Genomic DNA, 5,121 nt, shown 5'->3' on the forward strand with positions numbered 1-5,121 from the left:
GCCGAGGTTCGGCGTCTCCTTGACCCAGTCCAGCGCATAGGAACCGATGATGTTGATGGCCAGCACGTTTTCGCCGGAGACGACAGTCTCCTTCATCGATCCCGAACTCGAATAGGTCTTCACGCCATCGGCGCCGAGCGCCTTGGCGAGATCCCAGAAATCGTTTGTCTGGCGCGCATCGTTGGTGTGGTGAAGGAAGCCCGTACCGCTCTTCTCCGGGTCAAAGGTCGCCACCTTGCCCTTCAGTTCGGCCTGGTTGTCCTGGAGGAACTTGATCAGGTCGGCACGCGTCTTCGGAACGCGGTCTTCCTTCAGCGCCGAGGTGTTGTAGATCAGGCCGATCGGCTCGATCGTCGTGGCGTAGAGCGTATCCTGGTAGTTCGCCCAGGAGGGGATGTTGCCGGCCTCAACGCTCTTGTACGGCTCGGCGTATCCGTCCTTGACCAGGGTCATCTGCAGGTCCATGGCGGAGCTCCACACCACGTCCGCGGTGACCTGCCCAGCTGCCGATTCCGAGATCACCTGATTGTAGGCGCCGTTGGTGCCGACGTCATTGTAGGCGATCTTGATGCCGTATTTGGCGGTAAACGCATCGAGAAGCGCCTGTGCCTGCGCCGCATCGGTCGACGTGTAGATCGTAACGGTGCCTTCCTTCTTGGCGGCATCGATCAGGGACGCGTCCTGCGCGTAGGCCGGCGACATCGCCAAGGTCACACAGACGAGCGCCGAACAGCCGGACAGTCTGCTCACTGCGGTATGCTTCATTTCACTTCTCCCATGGTTGCGCCCGTTCCATTGCTCCTCCGGGCGTGGCGTCTGATGACGTTCTTCGTCGTCAAACAATTACATCTCAGTTTGGCTTTATCAATCGCAAAATGCAAAGTGGCAGTTTAAGCGCGCGCTGCCGCGCGAACCGGCTCCGCTTTGATCGCCTTGGCCACGGCGGCGCCAAACGCATCCGTGTTGCTCTGCCCCCCGAGATCGCGGGTCCGGGTCGCCGGGTTGGCAAGCACCTCGTCGACCGCACGCTCGATCTCCGCGCCCGCCGCCTCGAAATTTGGCAGTCCACGCTTCTCCCCAAGCCAGGAGAGCATCATCGCAGCGGAAAGGATGAGCGAGGTCGGGTTTGCGATGTTCTGGTTCTGGATATCCGGCGCCGAACCATGCTGAGCTTGCGCGCAGACAAGGCCCGTTTCGGCATTCGCGTTGATCGATCCGGCAAGGCCGAGGCTGCCGGAGAGTTCGCTGGCGAGATCCGATAGAATGTCCGCATAGAAGTTCGTGGTCACGATCACGTCGAACCGGGACGCATCGCGCACGAGGTGCGCCGCCATGGCGTCGATGATGTAGTCGTTGAGCTTCACCTCGGGGAATTCGGCCGCGACCTTTCGGACCTGCGTCAGGAAAAGACCGTCGGTGAGGATGAAGTTGTTCGCCTTGTGGACAGCCGTGACGCGCTTGTCGCGCTTCATCGCCAGTTCGAAAGCAGCGCGTGCGATCCGCTCACAGGCATGCGCCGTGATCTTGCGCATGGAGAGCGCAATGTCGGGCGTCGGCATGAACTCACCGCTGCCCGCATACATGTTGCGGTCCGGATAGAAGCCTTCGGTCGCCTCGCGCATGATAACGAGGTCCATCCGCTTCGCGGTGCTGTTCAGGAACGGGCGAACGCGCGCCGGACGAACGTTTGCATAGAGGTCCAGCTTGACTCTGAACCCGGCTGAAACGTTCACACCACCCTTGTCGCGCGCCGGATAGTCCATGTGGGACTGCGGACCCAGGATAATGCCGTCATAAGTGCGGGCGCGCTCTATCGTCTCGTCGCGCAGGGTCGTTCCGTACTTCTCCAGGCTGGCGAAGCCGGTGTCCTCGTAGTCGTACTGCAGACCAAGATCGAATGCCTTGTTGGCTGCCTCGACCACCTCCATCGTCGCGGCGGTGATCTCCGGGCCTATGCCGTCGCACGGCGTGACCATGATCTTCATCGAACGTCTCCCTGGGCACGGCGGAGCATCCGCCGACATGTTTCATGGCGACGTTTTGGCTTTTTATGGATGAAAATGCAATCGAAAAATTATGAGGCCGGTATTTTTTCATGCGCGTGCTGCGACCAGGATCGCGCGATGGGCGATTTCCGCGCGAGCGCACCGGAGAGATGCTTGCGCATGGCGTAGGACGCTTCGAGGATTTCACCGCGCTCGAGCAGATCAAGGATCGCAAGGTGCTCCTCGCATTGCGTGAACAGACGATTGCGATCGACGCGCGAGCGATACTCAAGCAAGCGGCGCATCTGATTGACGCGCACCAGTGACAGGTGGAAGAACGGGTTGTTTGACATCTTGATCAGCTCCTCGTGGAAGATGGAGCCGTTGTGGACCAGACGTTCGGCAGGAAGTCGCATGATGTCGGTCTCCAGCATGCGCTGCTGTAATCGTCGCTGCTCCTGGATGATTTTTCGGTCGAGCTTGAAGCTCGGTTCCAATATGGCGGCCGGCTCGATCAGCATCCGGAACCGGTAGATCTGCTCGAAGGCCTCTGGTGTCTTGGCGACTGGCAGGAAGCGCCAGCCGTAGCCCTGCTTGCGCTCCGCCCAGCCCTCCCGCACTGCGCGCATGAGCATGTCACTGAGTTGCGCTTTGGTGAGGTCGTAGCGCTCCCGCAGCATGCCTTCGGTCACCTCAGCAGGGATGCGGTCCATCAGCCAATCCTCGGCGAGGCGCTGGTAATCGTTCTCCACCTCGAACGGTTTTGGCTCGTCGTTGATCGGCTCAATAATCCGGGACTCCGGAACATCTTTGACAAAAAAACCCCGATTCTCCTTCTGCTCCAGCAGTCCTTCTTCAGCGAGAATTTGCATCGCCTCGCGCACGGGCGAGCGGGAGACGCCAAACTTGTCGGCGAGATGTTGCGTGCGCAGGTGATCGCCAGAAGACAGCTCGCCCGTCGTCACGAGCAGCGAGATCTGACTGGCGATATTCCGTGCCAAGGGGCTTGCAGGCATGAGAGCTCCGAGATGATTGCTGCCGATCTAGCGTTCAAGCGGTTACAGCGGTCGCGGCAAGTTTGCACGAGCTCTTGTTAAAAATCCAATCTAAAGTCGTGTCACAACAATGAAGAGACGTGGAAATGGCAGGAGTGTAGTCCCGTCCTCCAGGACGGGATAATGGCGCGCGAGCGTCTCTCGATAGGCAGCAAGGTAGGCCTTCTTTTCGGATGCGTCGAGGCGCGAGAGGTATGGACGCAGGCCCGTACTGCTGAACCAGTCGATGATGCCGTCCAGTCCTTCGAGAGGATGGTGATAGATCGTGCGCCACACTTCCACCCGCCGGCAGAACGGGCGGAGCATGCCGTAGTAATTCTGAGGGCTCTCGATCGACGTTCGCTCGGCGTCCGCTTCTGCCAGCCGGCCCGCCCACCGCGGATCCCGCGCAACCTCCCGCATGCCACGGTGAGTGGGTTCGTCAAGATTGTCAGGCATCTGAATTGCCAGAGTTCCGCCGCTTTTCAACAGGTTGGCAAGCCTCGGCAGCAGCGCCCCATGGCCGGGCAGCCATTGCAGCACGGCGTTCGCGAAGATTACGTCCTGCGGCTGTTCAGGGCGCCAGTCCTCTATAGCTTGCACTGCAAACTCAACGTTCGGCAGACGGGCGCGCGCGGCGTCGATCATCGAAGACGACGAGTCGATGCCGGCGACTCGCGCCTTTGGGTAACGAGCCAGCAGCAGTTCGGTCGAATTTCCCGGACCGCATCCAATATCGGTGACAAACTCCACGTCCTCATTGGGAACCGCACCAAGAAGGTCGATGGCCGGCCGCGTCCGGTGATCCCCGAATTGCAGGTATTTCGCGGGAGACCAGTCGCTGCTCATGAATGCCTCGCTTGACATCAACTCTCGTTTGGCTTTTTAAGCGAGAAAATCCAATGCTACAAGTGGGAACCTGGCATGATCAGAATGCAGGTCGAGAGCCATGGCCGGCAGCTGACCGCGATCGATATGCGGAACGCGCTGGGTTCCAAGTTCGAGCGGCTGCCCTTTGTGCTGCGTATCCTGCTCGAGAACAACCTCCGACACCAGCCTGACGAGGCCGAGCGACTGCTGGAGATCTTCAGCCAGTGGCTAAGGAGTGGCGAGAGCCAGGCGGAAATTCCATTCCATCCAGGTCGGCTGTTGATGCACGACACGACCTGCGTTCCCGCCCTGGTCGACATTGCCGCAATGCGCGACGCGATCGCTGAAGCGGGAGGCGATCCCGCCCTCCTTGCCCCAAGGATCCCGGTCGATGTGTCTGTCGACCACAGCATCGGCGTGGATCGCTTTGGTACCGCCGATGCCCTCCGATTCAACCTGGCCAAGGAACTGGAACGCAACGCGGAGCGCTACCGGCTGATGAAGTGGGCGACCAAAGCCCTTCCCGGCCTTAGAGTTCATCCGCCCGGTACCGGCATCATGCACACGATCAACCTTGAGCAACTGGCGACCGTGATCGCAGTCGAGCAGCGCGACAATGCCAAGTGGGCGGTGCCTGATACCCTGATCGGAACGGACAGCCACACGCCGATGATCAACGGCATCGGTGTGCTGGCCTGGGGCGTGGGCGGACTGGAAGCCGAAAGCGTCATGTTTGGAATGCCGGTCATGCTGAGGATGCCGGAGGTCATAGGTGTGCGCCTCGTTGGGCGGCTGCAGAGCGGCGCTCTCTCGACCGACCTTGCCCTCGCCGTGACCGAGCGGCTGAGGTCGGTCGGCGTCGCGGGGAAATTCGTGGAGTTCTTCGGGCCAGGCGTGTCGACACTTTCGGCGGGCGACCGAGCCGTGGTGGCGAACATGGCCCCCGAGTACGGGGCTACCACAGGCTTTTTCTCAGTCGATGCCAATACCGTTGCCTATCTCCGCCAGACAGGAAGAAGCGATGAGCTCGCTGCTCGCGTCGAGGATGTCGCCAAGGCACAGGGCCTTTGGTTCGAGCCCGATGCAAACCCGCGATACACCGACGAGATCACGATCGATCTCAGCGCGCTTCGCGCGAGCTTGGCCGGGCCACGCCGGCCGCAGGATCGCCTCAAGCCAGCGAACGTGCAGCCCGCCCTTGAACGCGCCACCGGAAAGCAGCTGAGCCGACA

5 protein-coding genes are annotated in these 5,121 nt (G+C 60.8%); 1 reads left to right on the top strand and 4 read right to left on the bottom strand.

What is annotated here, in order from left to right; genetic code table 11:
• The 4 genes from EOA86_RS21450 to tam form a co-directional block, all read right to left on the bottom strand.
• Positions 1 to 765: ABC transporter substrate-binding protein (locus tag EOA86_RS21450; RefSeq protein WP_164891885.1), on the bottom strand; the 765-nt coding region annotated here is incomplete at its 3' end.
• Positions 766 to 890: 125 nt separating this feature from the next.
• Positions 891 to 1,985, bottom strand: a complete 1,095-nt coding sequence (locus tag EOA86_RS21455; protein ID WP_128343459.1) for an isocitrate/isopropylmalate dehydrogenase family protein — start codon at positions 1,983 to 1,985, stop codon at positions 891 to 893.
• 89 nt (positions 1,986 to 2,074) lie between these two features.
• The gene (locus EOA86_RS21460; RefSeq protein ID WP_128343461.1) at positions 2,075 to 3,001 is read right to left on the bottom strand and encodes a GntR family transcriptional regulator; all 927 of its coding nucleotides are present in this window, start codon (positions 2,999 to 3,001) and stop codon (positions 2,075 to 2,077) included.
• Positions 3,002 to 3,091: 90 nt separating this feature from the next.
• A complete protein-coding gene (tam, locus tag EOA86_RS21465; protein WP_128343463.1) occupies positions 3,092 to 3,868 on the bottom strand; it encodes a trans-aconitate 2-methyltransferase in 777 nt (258 codons plus the stop codon).
• Between the two features lie 75 nt (positions 3,869 to 3,943).
• On the opposite strand from tam, the gene EOA86_RS21470 reads away from it, so the two are divergent.
• Positions 3,944 to 5,121, top strand: a 1,178-nt coding sequence (locus EOA86_RS21470; RefSeq protein ID WP_245497336.1) for an aconitase family protein, incomplete at its 3' end; no start/stop codon positions are given.

The sequence above is a fragment of the Mesorhizobium sp. M5C.F.Ca.IN.020.32.2.1 genome (assembly GCF_004023105.1).
GTDB classification, from domain to species: Bacteria; Pseudomonadota; Alphaproteobacteria; order Rhizobiales; family Rhizobiaceae; genus Mesorhizobium; species Mesorhizobium wenxiniae.